This window comes from Arthrobacter sp. Bz4 (assembly GCF_003075455.1).
In the GTDB taxonomy this organism is placed as follows: Bacteria; Actinomycetota; Actinomycetes; order Actinomycetales; family Micrococcaceae; genus Arthrobacter_D.
Window position 1 is genome coordinate 119641 of sequence record NZ_QDAE01000002.1, and the last position, 16826, is coordinate 136466.

At 63.7% G+C, this 16826-nt stretch carries 20 protein-coding genes; 13 read left to right on the top strand and 7 right to left on the bottom strand.

What is annotated here, in order from left to right; translation table 11 throughout:
* Nucleotides 1–88 precede the first annotated feature (88 nt).
* Together DDA93_RS02425 and DDA93_RS02430 are read right to left on the bottom strand one after the other, a co-directional pair.
* The gene (locus DDA93_RS02425; protein WP_019482174.1) at nucleotides 89–1243 is read right to left on the bottom strand and encodes a glycerate kinase; all 1155 of its coding nucleotides are present in this window, start codon (nucleotides 1241–1243) and stop codon (nucleotides 89–91) included.
* Between the two features lie 165 nt (nucleotides 1244–1408).
* Entirely contained in the window at nucleotides 1409–2218 is an 810-nt protein-coding gene (locus tag DDA93_RS02430) for a TIM barrel protein (RefSeq protein ID WP_019482173.1), read from the bottom strand.
* A gap of 181 nt (nucleotides 2219–2399) precedes the next feature.
* Here DDA93_RS02430 and DDA93_RS02435 point away from each other — a divergent pair, with 181 nt between their 5' ends.
* From DDA93_RS02435 to DDA93_RS02450, 5 genes are all read left to right on the top strand, one after another.
* Nucleotides 2400–3377 (top strand): ring-cleaving dioxygenase, encoded by a 978-nt coding sequence (locus tag DDA93_RS02435; RefSeq protein WP_019482172.1) that lies wholly within the window; start codon nucleotides 2400–2402, stop codon nucleotides 3375–3377.
* Between the two features lie 8 nt (nucleotides 3378–3385).
* Entirely contained in the window at nucleotides 3386–4024 is a 639-nt protein-coding gene (locus DDA93_RS02440; RefSeq protein WP_019482171.1) for an alpha/beta hydrolase, read from the top strand.
* A gap of 373 nt (nucleotides 4025–4397) precedes the next feature.
* Nucleotides 4398–4604 (top strand): hypothetical protein, encoded by a 207-nt coding sequence (locus DDA93_RS16620; RefSeq protein WP_243400490.1) that lies wholly within the window; start codon nucleotides 4398–4400, stop codon nucleotides 4602–4604.
* 38 nt (nucleotides 4605–4642) lie between these two features.
* Nucleotides 4643–5395, top strand: coding sequence for an acetamidase/formamidase family protein (locus DDA93_RS02445; RefSeq protein WP_243400491.1), 753 nt, complete (start codon nucleotides 4643–4645; stop codon nucleotides 5393–5395).
* 8 nt (nucleotides 5396–5403) lie between these two features.
* Nucleotides 5404–6165 (top strand): SDR family oxidoreductase, encoded by a 762-nt coding sequence (locus DDA93_RS02450; protein ID WP_019482169.1) that lies wholly within the window; start codon nucleotides 5404–5406, stop codon nucleotides 6163–6165.
* Between the two features lie 15 nt (nucleotides 6166–6180).
* Here the strand turns inward: DDA93_RS02450 and DDA93_RS02455 are convergent, their stop codons facing one another.
* Entirely contained in the window at nucleotides 6181–7008 is an 828-nt protein-coding gene (locus DDA93_RS02455; protein ID WP_024476015.1) for a DUF1206 domain-containing protein, read from the bottom strand.
* A 340-nt stretch (nucleotides 7009–7348) separates the two neighbouring features.
* On the opposite strand from DDA93_RS02455, the gene DDA93_RS02460 reads away from it, so the two are divergent.
* A complete protein-coding gene (locus tag DDA93_RS02460; RefSeq protein WP_019482167.1) occupies nucleotides 7349–7840 on the top strand; it encodes a nucleoside deaminase in 492 nt (163 codons plus the stop codon).
* Here DDA93_RS02460 and DDA93_RS02465 read toward each other — a convergent pair.
* The 3 genes from DDA93_RS02465 to DDA93_RS02475 are packed head-to-tail and all read right to left on the bottom strand — an operon-like array spanning nucleotide 7834 to nucleotide 9769.
* Nucleotides 7834–9021, bottom strand: coding sequence for a hypothetical protein (locus DDA93_RS02465; RefSeq protein WP_133185404.1), 1188 nt, complete (start codon nucleotides 9019–9021; stop codon nucleotides 7834–7836). The two genes, DDA93_RS02460 and DDA93_RS02465, sit on opposite strands and share 7 nt — an antisense overlap.
* A gap of 13 nt (nucleotides 9022–9034) precedes the next feature.
* Nucleotides 9035–9304, bottom strand: coding sequence for an SHOCT domain-containing protein (locus DDA93_RS02470; protein WP_116777978.1), 270 nt, complete (start codon nucleotides 9302–9304; stop codon nucleotides 9035–9037).
* Between the two features lie 36 nt (nucleotides 9305–9340).
* Nucleotides 9341–9769, bottom strand: a complete 429-nt coding sequence (locus DDA93_RS02475) for a DUF6325 family protein (protein WP_116777979.1) — start codon at nucleotides 9767–9769, stop codon at nucleotides 9341–9343.
* Between the two features lie 116 nt (nucleotides 9770–9885).
* Here DDA93_RS02475 and DDA93_RS02480 point away from each other — a divergent pair, with 116 nt between their 5' ends.
* The 4 genes from DDA93_RS02480 to DDA93_RS02495 all read left to right on the top strand — a co-directional run bounded on the left by DDA93_RS02480 (nucleotide 9886) and on the right by DDA93_RS02495 (nucleotide 13872).
* The gene (locus DDA93_RS02480; RefSeq protein WP_116777980.1) at nucleotides 9886–10107 is read left to right on the top strand and encodes a DUF1269 domain-containing protein; all 222 of its coding nucleotides are present in this window, start codon (nucleotides 9886–9888) and stop codon (nucleotides 10105–10107) included.
* Nucleotides 10108–10169: 62 nt separating this feature from the next.
* The gene (locus tag DDA93_RS02485) at nucleotides 10170–12848 is read left to right on the top strand and encodes a LuxR C-terminal-related transcriptional regulator (RefSeq protein ID WP_116777981.1); all 2679 of its coding nucleotides are present in this window, start codon (nucleotides 10170–10172) and stop codon (nucleotides 12846–12848) included.
* 29 nt (nucleotides 12849–12877) lie between these two features.
* The gene (locus tag DDA93_RS02490; RefSeq protein ID WP_165802554.1) at nucleotides 12878–13306 is read left to right on the top strand and encodes an SHOCT domain-containing protein; all 429 of its coding nucleotides are present in this window, start codon (nucleotides 12878–12880) and stop codon (nucleotides 13304–13306) included.
* On the top strand, nucleotides 13303–13872 hold the full coding sequence (locus DDA93_RS02495; RefSeq protein ID WP_019482160.1) for a potassium channel family protein: 570 nt from the start codon (nucleotides 13303–13305) through the stop codon (nucleotides 13870–13872). Before DDA93_RS02490 ends, DDA93_RS02495 begins: the two co-directional genes overlap by 4 nt.
* Nucleotides 13873–13941: 69 nt before the next feature.
* Here DDA93_RS02495 and DDA93_RS02500 read toward each other — a convergent pair whose 3' ends face one another.
* Nucleotides 13942–14808 (bottom strand): MBL fold metallo-hydrolase, encoded by an 867-nt coding sequence (locus DDA93_RS02500; protein ID WP_116777983.1) that lies wholly within the window; start codon nucleotides 14806–14808, stop codon nucleotides 13942–13944.
* Between the two features lie 60 nt (nucleotides 14809–14868).
* Here DDA93_RS02500 and DDA93_RS02505 point away from each other — a divergent pair, with 60 nt between their 5' ends.
* The 3 genes from DDA93_RS02505 (at nucleotide 14869) to DDA93_RS02515 (ending at nucleotide 16500) form a co-directional block, all read left to right on the top strand.
* Entirely contained in the window at nucleotides 14869–15528 is a 660-nt protein-coding gene (locus DDA93_RS02505) for an NUDIX hydrolase (protein WP_116777984.1), read from the top strand.
* Between the two features lie 172 nt (nucleotides 15529–15700).
* Entirely contained in the window at nucleotides 15701–15955 is a 255-nt protein-coding gene (locus tag DDA93_RS02510; RefSeq protein WP_207771301.1) for a hypothetical protein, read from the top strand.
* Nucleotides 15952–16500 carry a hypothetical protein gene (locus tag DDA93_RS02515; RefSeq protein WP_133185406.1) on the top strand — a complete coding sequence of 183 codons (549 nt, stop codon included), beginning with the start codon at nucleotides 15952–15954 and terminating at the stop codon, nucleotides 16498–16500. Before DDA93_RS02510 ends, DDA93_RS02515 begins: the two co-directional genes overlap by 4 nt.
* The last annotated feature ends 326 nt before the right edge of the window (nucleotides 16501–16826 follow it).

A 16826-nucleotide genomic window follows, 5' to 3' on the forward strand; every position in this document is an offset into this window, starting at 1 on the left:
ACCAGCCCCAATCCCCGGCCTAAGCGCTCAGATGCTGGTAGACATGGTCAGCAGTTAGGTGAGTTGCCCTGAACATTGGTGGCTTGGCCTAGCGGGCGCACTGCTGGGTAAGACCAACATAAGCAGCGATCTCCTTGCCCACTTCCTCCAGCAGACTGGCAGCGTTGGCAATACACAGCTCGACGTCGGGTTCCCGGTCCGTCAGCGCGAAGGTGCGCTCAAACCCGGCCGTGGATAACTGGTCGGGCGTCAGGACGGTGCGCCCGCAGACGGCGATAGCCCTGACGTTCGCCACCGCCGCTGCGGTCGCCACTCCCATGGGGGTCTTTCCGCCCAGGCTCTGTTCATCGAGGCTGCCCTCTCCCGTGATCACCAGGTCTGCGTCGCGCAGCTTCTCGGCCAGGCCCGTCAACTCCAGGACGACGTCGATGCCCGGCCGTCGCCGCGCGTTCAACACGGCGAGCGCAGCGAACCCCACCCCACCGGCGGCACCGGCACCCGGCGCGGTGGCCGCCTCATCGATCGCGGGGCCGGCTACTGTCGCCAGAACGCTCACGAACCGTCCGAGGGCGGTATCGAGATTGTCGACATCACTGGCGGTGGCGCCCTTTTGCGGGCCGAACACTGCAGCGGCGCCGTTGGGGCCCAGGAGTGGGTTGTCGACGTCGGAGGCGAGAGTGATCGAAGCTGTCGACAGGCGTTGGTCAAGACCAGTCAGGTCGATTGATGCGAGGTGGACGAGCGCTGCACCACCGGGCGGAAGGTCACCGCCGTCGTCGTCGAGCAATCGTGCGCCCAGTCCGGCCAGCAGGCCCGCCCCGCCGTCGGTGCTGGCGCTGCCGCCCACCCCGAGCACGATGTCGGTGCAGCCGTGGTCGAGCGCGAAGCGAATGAGGTCACCGGTGCCTCGGCTGGTGGCGCCGCCCGCATCGAGCGTGCTGTTCGGCAATACGGCCAGGCCCGACGCGAGGGCCATTTCAATCACTGCCTGCGAACCGCGGATCGCAATCGGCGCTTCCAGCGGCTCACCCGTGGGGCCGGTGACCGTGGTGATCAGGAGGGAAAATCCGGCGGCGGCGGCCGCATCGAGAGTCCCTTCGCCGCCGTCGGCCGCTGGCACCTGCTCAATGTTGAGGATCGAATCGGGTCCCAGCGCGCCGCGCAGCCCCGCGGCCACTGCCTCGGCGACCTCGGGGGCGGAGAGTGAACCCTTGAACTTGTCCGGTGCAATCACTATGCGCATACCGCCATTAGATCATTGGTGGGCCGGCTGCGGCCTCGGGACAGCCCGGTGCAGCAGGTGAAACGCCACCACCGAACGGATTGCCGAGGGTGTCCAATGGTGGCCGTTGGTGTTCTACATCCTGTGAAGGAGTGTTCCTGCCAGTCGTCACGTCGACGCAAGCGGTCAACCGATGCGGCTTTCACCTGACAGCTGCCGGCCAAGCCAGGTGAACGCCTGCTCCGGGGGGCTCTTGTATTCGAGGCCGATCGGGCCCTGATATCCGAGGGTTCGACTGCGATCGATCCAGTCGGCAAGCGGAAGGTCACCGCTGCCGGGTGCGCCGCGCCCTGGTGCATCGGCGATCTGGATATGTCCAAAGTCCTCGGCGTGTGCTTCGATGACTCCGCCGACGTCGTCGCCATTCACTGACAGGTGGTAGAAATCAGCGAGCAGTTTGATGTTGGTGGCGCCGTGGGCGTGGACATTGGCGATGACGCTGAGCGCGTCCTGGGCGGTCTTGAGTGGGTAACGGTCTGCACCGCTGATTGGCTCCAGGAGGACCGTCCCGCCAATTGCTGCGACAGCGTTGGCGGCCAGGACCAGATTGTCGACGGCCAGCGTGTCCTGTTCCTGCGCGCTCACGCCCTCCACCCGGTTCCCGTACAGGGCGTTGAAGTGCTTACAACCCAGCCGCTCGCCAATACCGACGACGACCGGAACGTTGGCTCGGAATTCCTCGCTGCGGGCCGGCCATGAGACCAGACCTCGATCCCCGCCCGGCATATCACCGCCATTAAAGTTCAAGCCCGTCAGCTGGACTCCCGCATTCGTGATGGCGTCTTCGAAGTCTTGAACTTCGGCTGCGGTGGGCGTTGAAGTGGGGAATGGCCACCAAAACTCGACCGCATCGAAGCCGGCGGCCTTCGCGGCAGCTGGCCTGTCCCATAGCGGCAGCTCGGTGAAGAGGATTGAACAGTTCACGGTGTACGTCATATGGATTCTCTCATCGGTGATTCCGCATCTCGGAAGTATTCTTCGCCTTGCGAAATGCTAGGAGGATCACGGAAGTGCGTCAACCAGTTCCCCCCATCTACACCCCGGGAACAAACCCGTGGGTCCATGCGTTTGCATCTACATACCGGCGTCGAGCGCTGGATCTATCGAGGAGGAAGTTGTGACCGCACAGACCGAAGGGCTCCACCACGTCACCGCAATTGCTGGTGACCCCCAGAAGAACATCGACTTCTACATCAAGGGTCTAGGCCTGCGGCTCGTGAAGAAGACAGTGAATTTCGATGATCCCGGCACCTACCACCTCTACTACGGGGACGAAGCGGGCAATCCCGGCTCCCTCCTCACCTTCTTCCCCTGGCAGGGCATTCGCAGCGGCAAGGTCGGCAGTGGACAGTCCACCACCACTGCATTCTCTGTCCCGCAGGGCAGCCTCGGCTGGTGGCAGGACCACTTCAAAGCTATCGGGGTCGACTCGGTGATTGCTCGCGCCTCCTCCGAGGAAGAACGCCTGTCACTGCGTGACCCTGACGGCCTGCAGATTGACCTCGTGGCATCGTCGCTCTCTGACCCCCGCAACCCCTGGGACTCCGCCTCGGTGCCAGCCGAATACGCGGTCCGCGGGCAGCACTCCTCAGTGCTCACCGTCGAGGACCCCACCGCCAGCCTCGAAACGTTCACCCGCGACCTCGGCATGAACATCCTCAGCGAGACCGATGGCAGGTACCGGCTCAGCACACACAATGGCGAGCCCGGAACAGTTGTTGACATCGTCACCGACCGCCGCGGCGAGCGTGGCCTCGTAGCCGGCGGCACCGTGCACCATATCGCCTTCCGGGTGCCCGACCAGGCCACTCAGGAGCTCTGGCGCCAGGACCTGGCCGACCGCGGGTACGCCGTGACAGCCATCCTCGACCGCCAGTACTTCACCTCGATCTACTTCCGGGAGCCCGGCGGAACCCTCCTGGAAATCGCCACCGACACCCCAGGCTTCGACATCGACGAGCCGCTGCTCGAACTGGGCCGCTCCCTGAAGCTGCCACCATGGCTCGAGCCGAACCGTGACGCCATCTCCAACGCGGTCGCGAAGATCGACGTGCCAGCGGAGAACAATCCGTCAATCGCTACTTTCCTGAGTTAGGAATCGAGATGACCAACGTTGAGAACTGGCCGCACCTGTATCACGCAGGAACCCCGGCTAGCCCGGTCCTGCTGTTGCTCCACGGCACAGGTGGGACTGAGCACGACCTCCTGCCGCTCGCCGAACGCCTCGCACCCGGCGCCGGCTATCTTTCCCCTCGTGGCCCGGTGCAGGAACAGGGCATGAACCGGTGGTTCCGGCGGTTCGGCGAAGGCCAGTTCGACGTCGACGACGTCGTCCGGCGCGCGGGCGAGCTTACCGACTTCATCGGTTGGGCGCGGGAACATCACGGCCTTGGGGGCCGGAAGATCATCGCCGTCGGGTTCTCGAACGGCGCGAATATCGCGCTCGCTACGGTGCTGCTGCACCCCGAGGTGCTGACTGACGTCGTCGCCTTCTCCGGCATGTACCCGTTGGGTGACCGGACGGTCGACGGCGGCCTGGCGGGCACCGCCGTCGCCCTCTTCAACGGGGAGGCGGATGCGATGGCGCCACTAACCAGCGTGATGCAGCTGAAGTCGGTGCTCGACGCCGCCGGCGCCGACGTTCACCAGAGCGTCCGCGAGGGCGGGCACGGGGTACACGCCTCGGAGGTGGAGGGCGCGGCAGCATGGGTCAGCTCCCGAACGGCCACGACGACGAGCTGATCCCTCCGGCCAGCCTCCCACCAAGCCAGGCAGACCACGCGGCCCCACGGCCCCACTACCGAGCGCCCGCACCATCGAGCGATCGAGTCCTAGGTCGAGTTCACTTGATCCTGGGCGGGGCCAGAGGTGCGGGAGCACGTGCTGCGCCCAGTGGGATTTCACCGTTTCGACGCCGCCAGCCCCGGGCTGTCCCAGATGGCGTGGTTGAAGAATTTGACCTCCTTCATACCGGAGCTGCGCAGGGCCGGCCCTAGTTCAAGGAACCGGCGTACCTGAGTCTGACACCCACGGATCGGGATGGGGGCGGGCTGCTACGCATCCTTGACGGTGCCGCACCCTTGTCAGTGCCCAACCACCGGCATAGCATCCAGTAATGGATGCCGTTGAATACACTCCAGCCCGAGATCAGCTCGTCTACACGTTCGGCGGCGCAGCGCCAGTCATGACGATCCAGCCCGGAACGGTATTGAAGCTGTGGTCTGAGGACGCCTTCAACCACGCCCTGACCAGCGTCGATGATCTGTCCAGTGAGAAGGTGGACCTCCGGTTTGTGAACCCCCAAACCGGACCGTTTACGTAGCTGGCGCGGAACCCGGAGACACTCTAGCCATTCATATTGTGGACCTGACGCCCGCCCGTTCCTGGGGTGCATCGGCCACCATTCCCTTCTTCGGCGGACTCACCAGCACCGATCGCACTGCTCTACTGCAGGAACCGCTCCCGGATACCACCTGGATCTACCACGTTGACACTGCGCGGCAGACCGTTGGATTCCAAGCCCGGCATACCGAATTCGAGGTCGCGCTGCCTCTCGAACCAATGCTTGGCACCATTGGGGTCGCTCCGCCCGGCGGCGAAGTGCGGTCATCGCTGGTCCCGGAGCGTTTCGGCGGCAACATGGATTCCCCCGAAGTCAAAGCCGGAACCACGGTCTATTTAGGGGTGAACGTCGAGGGAGCCTTGTTCTCCATTGGAGATGGCCATTACCGGCAGGGCGAGGGCGAAGCATGCGGAACGGCCGTGGAGGGAGCGATGAATTCAACCATTATCGTCGAGCTTATAAAGGGTGGAGCTCCGGCCTGGCCTCGGCTCGAAAGCGACAGTCACTGGATGGCCGTTGGTTCTTCACGACCCATGGAAGACTCCTGGCGAATCGGTCAGGTGGAGATGGTGAGGTGGTTTGAGGAGCTCTTCGGACTGCATCAGATGGACGCTTACCAGTTACTCACCCAGACGGCGCTGGCGCCCATCGCCAACGCCGTCGATGCCAATTACAGCGTGGTGGTGAAGGCCGCAAAGAAGCTATTCCCCCGAGTGCATGCTTTTGACGGATTACACGATGACCTGCGTCACCGCAGCAAGAACCTCTAGGAGAGACCATGGACCTGCAATTGGCTGGACTGACCGCACTGGTAACCGGCGGTACTAAAGGTATTGGCCGGGCAATCGTCGAATCCTTCGCGGCAGAGGGTGCCAACGTGGGGTTCTGCGCTCGGAACCCCGCCGAGATCGAAGCTAGTGAAGCCGCACTGGTTGGCAGCCGCGGTCGCATCTCTGGTACGGCGATGGACATGGGCGACGCCGCCGCGGTGGCACGATGGGTCGGTGATTCAGCGTCGATGTTCGGCGGGATCGACATAGTGGTCAGTAACGTGAGCGCCCTCGCCATCCCCGACACTGACGAAAACTGGGAAGCATCCCTCAGGGTAGACCTCATGGGTACGGTCAGGCTGGTCAAGGCGGCGCTGCCCCACCTGCAGCAGAGCAGCGCTGCGTCAATCATTGCCATCTCCAGCGTCTCCGGACGGGAAGTGGACTTCGCCTCCGGGCCCTACGGGACCGTCAAGTCGGCTCTCATCGCCTACATGGCAGGGCTGGCTTTTCAACTGGCCGAGCAAGGCATCCGCGCCAACACGGTCTCCCCCGGCAATACCTTTCACGAGGGCGGCGTGTGGCAGAACATCGAACAAGGCGACCCCGAGCTGTTCAGCATGGCGATGGGACTGAACCCAACACACCGGATGGGCACGCCGCAAGAAGTTGCCGATACCGTGGTATTCGTTGCCAGTCCGCGGTCCAGCCGAACCACTGGAGCCAACATCCTGGTCGACGGCGGGCTGTCCCGGGGCATCCAGTTCTAGGCCAGGTGAAAAGTGCTACATCCGGCCGAACCTGGCACGGATGATGGCGAAAGCGCCGTAGAAGATCAGCCCCACAGCGATGGCGATCAGGATCCCATTCCCAAACGGGTGGTCCTGGAGCGCCTTGAGGCTCCCATCCAGACCCGTCGATTGGGACGGTTGGTTGGTGATGGCAGCAACCACAAAGAGCAATCCCATGAGGATGAGCGCCACCCCCTTCGCGACGTGGCCCAGCACCCCCAGTGCGTCGACCACGGCACCCCGCCGCAAATCAACAAAGTGCTCCAGTTCGGGTCTGAACGTTCGACGCAGCCCTTTGACGATGAAGTAGACGCCAATCCCTAGCACCGTGCCGCCCACCACGAGCACGATGAAGGATCCCAGCGGGTAGGCCATCATCGTCCTGGTGAAATCCCTGGTGAACTCACTCGAGTCCGGGCCATCGCCCAGTGCGAATCGTGCCATGGTCACCGCCATGATCCCGTAGGTGACGGCCAGGGACCCCGACGAGACGGCTTTCTCAAGCCGCTTCCCCACTGGCTTCCGCCGATACCGCAGGGTGGACTCGCTGAGCTGCCACAGGGCAAGCCCCAAACAACCAATCGCACACGCCCACATGGTCCACGGTCCAGCAGATCCTGAAGCCAACTGCTCCAGCGCCCCCGTGGGCTCCGCCTGCCCGTCCCCACCGGACGCGACCTGCAATGCGATGACCCCGATCAGGATGTGCACCACCCCGAGCACCGCAAACCCAAAACGAGCGGTGACGTCCAATGCCAACCCGTCCGAGATACTTTCAGCCGTATCCGCTATTCCGGACCTGTTGCTTCCCCCCGCGGACATCCACGCTCCCCCATTAGCCAGAGCTTCTACCCTATCCGGGCGGGGGAGCGACCCGGAAAACTTCGGAAGCGGCCCGTCGTCAGCTCCTGAAGGGACCCTCGCCCACGCTAGTGGTTGACGAAACGTCAGTAGGAGGGATGCCTTCGCAGCAGGGCGCCCTTTCGGCCACGGAAAGCGCGGTGCTACAGTTCGAACGAAACCAACGGCGGGCGTCCCGGCTGGGATAGCTATCTACCAGGTGGACCTGCACATTGATGACCCGCAGTTGCCCGGAAGCGCCCGCCGGGAGGATTCCCCGGCCAGGGCTCGACGGCGGCTGCCCACCCGGGAGACAACACCTGTGAACACTGAAGACGAAGCGCGGTTCCTCGACGAGACCGTCGCGTTGGCGGTCGCAAATGTCCACAACGACGGCGGTCCATTCGGGGCGCTAATCGTCACCAGCGATGGTCGTAGCTTCGCGGGCGTCAATCGTGTCACCGCGTCCAATGACCCGACCGCGCATGCCGAAGTGATGGCCATCCGCAACGCCTGCACCGCACTGGAAACCTTCGAACTCTCTGGAAGCACGCTCTACACGAGCTGCGAGCCCTGCCCACTTTGCGTCTCCGCCGCGCTCTGGGCGCGAGTCGAATCGGTGGTTTACGCGGCCGACCGGTTCGACGCGGAGAAAGCCGGCTTTGATGACGCGGTCTTCTACGACTACTTCAACACCCCGGATGAAGAACGGTCGATGCCGGTACGGCAGGTGGCCCCACTCGCGGAAGCGGAACTCCCAGCCTCGGCTCCGTTTGCCGCCTGGCGTACCCTGGCCGCGAGGGTCGACTACTGAGCAGTCATGAACCGCGGCAGCAGTTCGACCGCCACCAGGGCCAGCCCAGCAGTAACCGTCGTCCACAGTACAACGGCCGCCGTCGGCTGCTGCCACAGCACCAACACGACCATTGCGACGACGATGACGGCGGCTTGGGCCGCACGTTTGTGCCGCCCCAGGCTGTGCTGCCAGGGCTCTGGGTCGCTGTCGCCGCGGGCGTATCCGGCATCCGGGGTATTGCCGCGCCGCTGCCCCACAGCCACACTGGACCGTCTCACCAGGAACGCAACCAGCATGGTCAGCAACGCAACCACGAAGACGCTCCTCAAGCTGACCTGCAGTGGGGCAAGTAGACGATCGATGAGACTCTGCGCTGCCGCTGGGGTAATCCGGTCGGACGGGATCGCGTTGAGGTAATACGCCCGCCCCAGTCCCACTGCGACCGCTAGCAGTGCCATGGCAAGCGCAGTCCCAAAGCCCAGCGTCCCAATCGCTCGCAGCCTCGAGCCGGTGGGTGCCACCGCGATCGCAGCGACTGACCCTAGCGCGGCGAGCCATGTCAGGGTCACTGCACCACGGTCAAGGACATTGATCGTTCGCCCAGCCCGGACCAGCTCTGGCGACTGGAAAAGGGTGACCTCGGCGTCGATCTCTGGAATTCTTGCCGCGATCGTCACATCTTCTCGGATCAGCCGCTCCTTGACCTGCGCGATGATCTCCCCGGTGGAAATAGTTACAGCACCGCTCTCGTCGAGGCTGGCCGCACCGGTGGGTTCGCCCGTGATCAGACCAATGAGCCGCTGGTGCGCCTCGCGGTTCGCCGCGATCCACAGGACCTGAAACTCCGGGGCGGTGACCACCCGGGAAGCGACAGCCTCAATTCTGGCGTGGGTTTGTTCAACGATCACCGGCACCAGGTCCGCGATCAGGGGTTCTGCCAACGGTGCCGACCGGGTCAGCTCGGTCAATGCATCCCGGGCGCGTCCCTCAACGTCAATTGACGCAACAATTCGCTCGGTCACGTGTTCGGCCACCTCTGCCTGAATCGCTGGGTCGGCCGCCAGCGGAGCGACTGTTGCCACATATCGATCGGTGGCAAGAATGTGGGTGCGCAGGCATAGAGCCGGAACCGTGGCGAAGACCAGTCCGGCGGTGAGGACTACCAGGATCACTGACGTGACCCAACGTTTCCTGGGCATGGCCGCGCTCCGGCTAGGCCAGCAATCTGGATTTCGCGGCCGCGAATTCCGCGGCGGTCAGCACCCCGGCCGAGTGAAGGTTGGCGAGCCGGGCCAGTTGGTCAACCAACTGATCTCCGCCTGTCATCGGCGGTGGCGGGCTCGACGCCGGATGGGGGCGAACCTGTCGGTCATGCATCCGATGGTTGATAGCCGCGGCGGTCATCTGTGCTGTGCCTGAGATGACTGCTGTTCGGGCCACGGATCCAAGGAGGCCCGGTCTGCCCTGTCTGCCGAATGGCATTTCGTGTCCTTCGAACGGATTTTGGGGATGAGTCGATTAGCTTGCAGCGACACCATCGGCCTGAAAAGCGTCGACCACTGTGTCGTGCGGAATGTGGACGTGCAGCGCGGTTGTCCCGCCCGCGGCCCGCACGTCTTCAGACAAGCGCCGAGCCCACCGATGCTCCAGCGTGACGATCACCGAGGACTCGTTGTCCCCGACTGACTCCGCCACCACCTCAATGTCGGTTTCGCTGAGCAACGTCAGTGGCCGCGGATCGACAATCAATCGCGACCAGACGGCCGGCAGATCGTCCCCCAGATCCCTGACGTTGAGCGTGCCCAGCCCATCCCTGGCAACAACAACTACGTCGAGGAGGGCGACTGCCCCCGACTCAACTGCCTCGCTCAATGAGAAAGCAACACTCTGGTCAATCTCCGGGCTGGGAAACGTGCAGATGATCACTTCGACTGGGCCGACTCGCATGTGGCTCCTCTTCAACACCTACGCTCAGGTTCAAAGCTCAATTTTCCACAAACCACACGAACTGAAATCACCCGGTCCGGGTGATCTGCCAACCACGTCCCGAACGACACAGTTAGATGGTCACCACTGGCACCTCGGCACTCTTCCTGCTGACGAGTGGGGCAATCGTCGACCGGGTCAGTGAAGCCTTCGCCGGGACCAGGATGGTGCTCCTCGGACCTAACCTGGGCTGGGAAGCAGCGGATGCGCTCCGCAACACTTTTTCGGCGACCGACCACGCCTCTCGGGAAACGCTCTTGTGCTCAAAGCCAGGAACTCCCACGATTGGTATCAGCTGACGGGTTCTGCTGCAAGGATGCATGAGACCGCCCGATAGTCCATCGTGAGGACGTGTTGATCCATGGTCACATATGGAGCAGTTGCCGCGACAAAGGTCAGGCCGCCACGGCCGGACCAGTCTGCTTTGCTGCGTCCACGTCTCTTGCAGGCGGTGGACGCCGTGCTTCAGCCCTGCTCCCGACTTGCCTCGATCACCGGTGGGATGGGCTATGGCAAAACGACGCTCGCTGTTCAGTGGGTTTCCAGGCGGAAAGCTCAGGGCCGCCCCGTCGTCTGGCTCACCATCGACCCGGCCGACGACCAACCCGCACGGTTCTGGTCACTGGTGGTGAGTGCCATCGAGCTGGCAATTCCCACGCTGGGGGATGGCCGCCTGCGCAGACACCCAGCGCCGGAGACATCCGGGGACAACGCATTCATCGACAGCATCATCACGACCATCGCTGAGGTAAAGGGACAGGTTATTTTCGTCCTGGATGACTGCCACGCGCTGAGGGATCGTCGGGTCCTTCAGGACCTCGACTATTTTGTTCTGCGCTCCGCATCGAACGTGCGCTTCATTCTGATCGGTCGATCCCTACCGAGGCTCAGTGCGTTGTATCAGGTCAACCTTGACGACGCTCTCATCGAGGTCGACGGCGGATCGCTCGCCTTCACCAGGCGTGAGTTGGTTCGGCTGGTGAGGGGTTCCCCCCTGGACGTTGACCGCTTACTTGATCTGACCGAGGGGTGGCCTGCGGCGACCAGACTGGCGTCCCGCCACGCAGAGTCGGTCAGTTCCCAGAACCCACCAGATGCGACCTCAGACCCTTTGCATCGCCAGCTTATGCGGCCTCTCTTCGACTCCTACAGGCCCGAACTGCAACAACTACTGCTCTCCGTGTCGACGCTTGCCACCTGGACTGTCGAGGATCTCAACCATGTTCTGGGCCGAACCAATGGCGCGCAGGTCCTCGACCGCCTCCGCGCCGAAACGGGTCTGATCATGGACGTCAGCAGCGAGCCATTGGCGATCAGACATTTTCGATGCCACCGGTTGCTGCGGCGCTTCCTCGACGCTCACGCTGCGGCGAATCCTACAGATTCCTTGGCTGCCGCCCACGCCCGGATGGCCGCCTGGTTACCGGAGCAGGGACGACACGCGGAGGCTCTGGTTCATGCGGTGCAGTCAGGAAACCCCGATGTATTGCGAACCACCGTGGCCACCTCTGGTCTTGAACTCCTGTGGGGCGGCGAAGCCAACCTTATTCTCGAAATATCCGCCAGCCAAAAGCGTCACTCCTTCCAGGAGCTGACGCTCCTGGAAGGGGTGATCGCGTTGCGGGCGGGCGACCCGACCGTAGCCTCCGAAGGCCTCGATCGCCTCAAACGCAGCGGCGCTGGGCAGCACCTACCGGCGGCATTTGTCCTGCTGGCAACCGCTCTCCAGGCTCAGTTGGATATGTCGCGAGGCTCATTCACTGACGCTGTGGACTTGCTTGAAAAGGTCGTTGAACAACCTCCCCTCGACGACCTCGACCTGTACCTGACGAATGTCCTGGCCGCAGCGATGGTTGGGGTGGGGCGGTTTGAAGACGCGCTGGCCCTATCGCTGCAGGCATCCCGGCTTGCCCGTAACCGCGGGAACCAGACCGCTCTGGTTGATGCCCGATCGGTTGCTGCCGCTGTCCATGTCTCCCGTGAAGAATTCAGGCTGGCCCGGGCAGAAGCCTCCTGGGCTATCCGGCGCGCCGGTGAAACCGAACTACGCTACGGCCCCAGCCTGAGGCCGGCGCACCTGATCGCCGCGTGGTGCGCCTATCACGCCTTGGACGATTCGTCGGCCCGGCTCCACAACGCCTACGTCAGACGCGCCGATTCGGCCGTCCCAGTAATCGCCCGTTCGAACTCAAAGCTATCCCTGATCCTGCAATTTCAAAGCGGGAGCAACCGGCATGAGGCTGCTGCCGGGCTGTTGAACCGGGTGCGACACGACCTTATCCACGGTGCGTTCCCACCAGACCTCGCTATTTGCTCCCTCCAAACGGCGTCAATGCTGCTCCAGCTGAGACACGGCGACGCATTGGAGACGCTCAAGTCGGAACTCAGGCAGCATCAAGGGGTGAGCGGAGAACTGCACACCATCTCCGCGTGGGAGCTCCTCGCCGCCGGGCATCTGAATGCCGCCCGGAAGCTCCTGTCAGCAGTCACCGCTGGCTACGTTGAAAGCCAAAGCCGGTGCTCCATTCTGACCGCGTGGGCTCTGACCTGCCGCATAGCGCTCGAAGAGGACCGGACCTACGAGGCTCGAACCGCGTTGGGGGAAGCTCTTCAACTGGGGGCCAAAAGCGGCACGCTACGCGCGTTCGCGTTTGCCGGGGCCGAAGTCCGAGCTGCTGTGGTTCATGAACAACTCTACTTTCCCGCGTTCGGCCACATCATCGCACGCATCACCCGTTTCCGGGGTAACGGGCAAAGCTCGTTCTACCCGCCCCTCACCCATCGTGAATTGGATCTCCTCACCCTGCTGCCCACCTTCGCGACCGTCGACGAGATCGCGGAGCGGCTGTTGATCTCAACAAACACCGTAAAGACACATGTCCGGGGCATTTACCGGAAGCTGGGGGCGACTTCCCGCCGGGAAGCGATCGCCATTGCCCAGGACCTTGGGCTGTTGCCGGCAACCGCCAGCACACCAGCCAGTTCCGCCGTTGTGCTCAACGGCGCGCGTAAATCCCTTACCCCGCGCTACGACAACTAGTCGTAGCACCCGACCCTAGGAGGTGCTCTGTGAGCATCAACTTCTGGGACTTCTTTTGGGCAACGCTGGTCTTTTTCCTGCTCGTGTCCTATTTGTCGCTCCTCTTCTTTGTACTGGCCGACATCTTCCGCAGCCCGGAAATGGGTAGATGGGTCAAGTTCGTCTGGGTTCTTCTCCTCATCTTCCTTCCCTTCTTCACAGCATTGGCCTACCTCGTAGCCCACGGACAGGCGATGGCCCTGCGCAGCTACGGAATGATTGAGTCTTCTCGCACCGCAGCAGCAGCCACCGCGGGCAACGAAGAGGCGACGGCCGTGAACCAGATCAAGACCGCGAAGGCCCTGTTGGATGACAACGCAATTTCTGAAGCCGAGTTCCAACGGCTCAAGGAGAGCATCCTGGTCGATCTGCCCTTCAGCACAGGCCGCTCACCTGGAGCGGGCACCCAACCTCGATGACACCAGACAGGCGGAACAGCAAAAACCGGCCGGCGTCCTTTCTTGAACTCGATCAACGACGACGACGCCGGGTCGTTGTCGTCGCCGTGATCCGTTCGATCGTGACTCTCGCAGTGATACTTGCCGTCTACTTCCAGTTCCCCGTTTCCGGATTCGCATCAGGCACTGCGGCAGCCGCCTGGATACGGCTCATCGCGCTGTTGCTCATTTTCCTGATCGCCATGGCCCTTCAGATCCAGCTGGTCCTCACCTCCGGGGTCCCCCAGGTGCGTGCCGCCGAGGCGGTTGTCCAGAGTGTTGCCCTCTTCCTCTGCCTGTTCGCCCTGCTCTACGTGTCCATTTCTGTGACGGATCCCCAGTCATTCAGCGAGCCCCTGAGCCGGGTGGACGCGCTATACCTCACCACAGCTACATTTGCGACCGTCGGCTTCGGCGACGTCGTGCCCATCGACACTCTCGCGCGGGTCGCGGTGACCATCCAGATGATCACCGGTTTGGGGTTGTTGATCCTGATCGTAAAAGTGGTGTTCTTCGCGGCGCGTCAGGGGCTACTTCGGCGAAGTTAGCGCTGCCCGCTGCCACTCCTGACCGGGGTGGTGGACGGATCGCGCTGCTCTTGCCGTTCGAAGTCGGTTTCACCCCGGCTCGGTGGTCTGGCCGGGGACGCCCAGGTAATCCAGCTGAGCTGCCACCGACGCCTCGGCTGCCCGCCGGACTGACCCGTCGACGTCGGCGTAGACCACGTCGGTAACGTTCTGTACCGTTGCGCCAGCACCAATATCCGCGAGCGCAGCGCGGATTTGATCCAACCGTTCTCCCCGGTGCCGTAAATAGTGGCGTGAGATGGCTGTCAGATCCGGGAGGATCGGGCCGTGGGCGGGAAGGACCCTGGCCGGTCCGAGCGCGCTGAGCTTCGCCAGCGAGTCCAGGTAAGGACCCAGCCGGCCATCGGGGTAGTCGATGATGGTGGTGCCGCGGCCCAGGATTGTGTCGCCCGTCAGGATTGAACCGGTAGCGCCGTCGTCGGGCAGGAGAAAACAGACCGAGTCAGAGGTGTGCCCGGGGGTGGCTAAAACCCGGATGGTCACCCCCGCCGCGAAAATTTCTTCACCGTCGACCAGCTGAGATCCCCCGTGGCAGTGGTCCGGATCCATTGCCCGTACCGGCGCTCCGGTCAGCTGATGGAAGCGTTCGCTGGCTTCGGTGTGGTCGCGGTGCCGATGGGTAATCAGGACCAGTTCAACTTTCCCTGCGCCGGCCAGCGCCGCCAGGTGTTCCTCATCCAACGGGCCGGGATCCACGACGACAACCGGGCGTTGCCCCGTCTCCACCGCTGCGACACCGGCTGCTTCACCGGGCACTTCACCGGGCACTTCGCCCTCCGGGGCTGCAATGAGATACGAGTTGGTGCCCTCCAGGCTCATCGGCCCCGGATTTGGGGCAAGCCGATACCGGGTGAGGTCGCTGCTGGAAACCAGACCTGGCGTGTGCAATTGAACCATGCATCTACCCTAGCGATCCCGGTCCCTGCGCCGACCCCCGTATCGGATAAAGTGCGCAGCATGAGAACATCCCACAACGACGCGCCGGCGGTGGTTCCCCGCCTGGCCGTCAGCGTCCTGATGGTCCGTGGGGATGAGGTTTTCATCCAGAACCGCTCGCTCACGATGGACTTTGCTGCAGGGGTTGTCGTCTTCCCAGGGGGCCGCGTGGACGCCGTCGACCATGTTACCGCCGTCGCCCACCCCGCCCCGGCGCACCTCCTGGCCAATCATGCGCGGAGCTGGGCGGCGACCAGCATTGCCTCCGGCCGGGGGCCCGGCTCGATTGAGGTGTCCCCGGCTGAGGCATCCGGCGTGTTACTCGCCGCAGCGGTGCGCGAAGTGCAGGAGGAAACGGGGGCTGTGTTGGCGCCCGAGGATCTGACCCCGTGGGCCAACTGGATTACGCCTGCCAGTTACGGCAAGCGCTTCGACACCTTCTTCTACCTGACCGTGCTTGCTCCGACCGTGGATCCGCGGCACCAGACCACCGAGGCCGATTCGTCGCACTGGGCAACAGCCCGGTGGATTCTCGCGGGCGCCGCCGATGGGCAGCTGAACCTGATGCGCCCCACGGAGGCGCTCCTAACGGAACTGGCCGGCCTCCCGGGACGCCTGGCGGCAGCGCTGGAGCCGATCCTGCAGGCGCCCCGCTGCATTTCGCCGGTGGGCCGACCGTAGCCCACCTCAAACCCCACCCAGCACCCCGCGACCGGATCGTCCGGGGTCCTCAACCTTCCGCGATCCGCCGGAGGTAATCCCGCCGTTCCCCACCACGATTCCCTGGCGCACCCATCACGGCGTAGTCTCTGGAGCAGGTCGCCGCTGCCGCGGCGCGTCGATGGGGGAAACATTGAACTGGATCCGCACACACAGGGTATTCGCGGGAGGACTGGGCGCCGCCGTCGTCGGGCTGGCCATGATCATTACAGCAGCGATGACCAGGCCGCCCCTGGAGTTTGGCTGGTTTGCCTACGCGCCGCTGTCAAACTCCGTGCTCCTGCCCGGTCCGACCGCTGGTGAAATCTTCGGGCTGGGTCTTGCTGCGCTCGGGCTGATAATTATCGCCTGGGCACTTGGCAACTTTCGCGGGTGGCGGGCACCATGACCACTTTCACTCTAAAGCCGGTGGCCGTCTGGCTTGTCGCGCTCTCATTTGTGGTGACGCTCGGTGGGGTGTCACTCCTGTTCGGCGCCGCCCCCACCACGCTGCCCCTGCCCACCGGCGTCGGCGAGCAGAGCATCGCCTATTCCTCCGAGTTGGTCATAGCGGTCGACGACGACGCCTCCTCCTTTTCCGACCTGCTCGCCGTGTGCGGTCAAGTGCTGCTGGTCGGTGGGCTGATGGCCAGCGCCGCAGCCGCCGGCCGCCGGCTGGGGAAAGGTCAGCGGGTCATGACTGGGACAAACCCGAGGAAGCCCAGCTCACCGGTGGTGGTGCTGTGGGTGGGCGCCGGTCTACTTCTGGCCGGAGTCCTCATTGCGGTGGGATCGGGACTCGTGCCTGCCCCTCTGGCCTCGCATCCGGGTGCCGTCCACACGCCCTTCGGCAGTGGACTCCCGATCCGGCCGATCGGCACCGCCCTGTTGACCAGCGGGGTCGCCCTCGGCGCCGCGGTCGGCGGCTACCTTTTCGGTTCACGCCGCCGTTAGGTGCTTACTTTCCCCCGGCCAGACCGTTCGCTTCCCTAGCGGACAGGGGCGGGAAACTCAGATCAAACTCTCAGGAAACCGGAGTAACGTCCAAACATAACCGTTGTGGTTGCGGAACTTGTGATCAAGGGAGATGGACCATGAACCGTAAGTGGCGAAACTGGGCGCCGGCCGTAGCAGTGACAGCTGTCATGGGCGCCGGGGTCATCCTGGTCCCACTCACGGCTAACGCCGCGGTCGACCTGCCGGACCTGACCGCCGCCGAGGTACTCGAACTAGCTGCCGGCCACTCGGTGGATGCACTTTCGGGCACCGTGGAGCAGACG